The following is a 1,329-nucleotide window of genomic DNA, read 5'->3' on the forward strand; positions in this document are numbered from 1 at the left end:
CACCGCCTGTCTGGAATCCGCTGACATCAACCTGTCCAACACGTTGAAAGCGGACGAAACGTTGCTGGTTGGATTTGTGCCGCCGAAACCGGAAACGGGATATATTACCGAGCGTGTTGTTTTGACAGGTTCAGGAACATGGAAAAAGCCTGCCGGGGTCACTCGAATCGAATATGTCCTGATAGGACCTGGCCAGGGGGGCAGAGCTGGTAAAAAGGGGGAGCCCGGTTCCGCTACTACGCTCTCGTTTTCGTACTCATTACTCGGTATAAATACCAGGTACAGTGGTAAGCACCCAGGAGAAGGGGGAAAAGGAGGAGAAGGCGGAGCGCCAGGACATGGCGGGAAAATCTACCGTGGAGAGATGGACCTATCTGTCATCGATGAGTTGGAATATAGCTGTGGACCCGGCGGAACTGGTGCTACTTACGATGAATCAAATCCGGAAGCTGAAGGGAATGAAGGGAACGCAACAACACTTGGTGATATCTCATCCGATTTAGGCAGCTCATCTGAGTTTGGTTATACGGACATTATAACCGGAGAGGTTTACGCAACGACTGGCCTTCAGGGAATCTCTGGAGGAAATGGGGCAGGCACGACCGCTGAGAACAGGGAAAATTCTTCAAACGACGGTTTTTACTTTACACCATCTACTGGGGTGACGGATGAAGATGGGACATTTTGGGCTGGAGGAACAACGAAAACGCAAGGTAACACAGAACCTCCAAAATTAGATGGAGATGGCGACAGCGCCAGCTTTACTGGGAGCCTTGGAGATGGATACGCTGGCGCACAAGTATCATATGCGCTTGGGTCCGGTGCGGCGGCCGGAGCGGCGGGCATAGATGGAACAGCGCTGGGTAGATTTACTGTTTCCAGAAACAGTTCCAAAACAACCATTACCGCACGGGCCTACGCAACAAATGGACTGAAAGGCGCGGATGCGGCTATAGTTCCTAAAAAGGCTCTTAATGGAAACGGAGGCCGCGGAGGCTATGGAGGAGGCGGTGGAAGCTCAATCGGGATTGCGGGGACATATAGCGGCAGCGATGGGTCGCCGGTCGGGTCCTATAATTTGAGTTCCACCACCGCTGACCCAGGAGAAGGCGGATTGCCAAGTCAAGGTGGCGAGGGCGGAGATGGCCTGATTATTCTCTACTATTCCGTTCCGAAAGAAACCCAAAACGGCCCAATAATGGACCGCACTGGCCGCTTTATTCTGGACAAGCTGGGCCGAAGAATCGTCGTGTGAGGTGAGATACCATGACAATAGAAGAGAGGCTGTCCGCCCTGGAACAGAGGATTTCTACCATGGAGTTACAGGCG

Annotated in this window: 1 protein-coding gene; it reads left to right on the forward strand. The window is 52.8% G+C overall.

Features of this window, described 5'->3' with window-relative positions; genetic code table 11:
* The coding region (locus OCV64_RS16010) for a hypothetical protein (RefSeq protein ID WP_394803850.1) at nucleotides 1-1,255 on the forward strand (1,255 nt) is incomplete at its 5' end.
* Nucleotides 1,256-1,329: the final 74 nt, after the last annotated feature.

This window comes from Muriventricola aceti, from assembly GCF_025567565.1.
GTDB lineage: Bacteria > Bacillota > Clostridia > Oscillospirales > Oscillospiraceae > Lawsonibacter > Lawsonibacter aceti.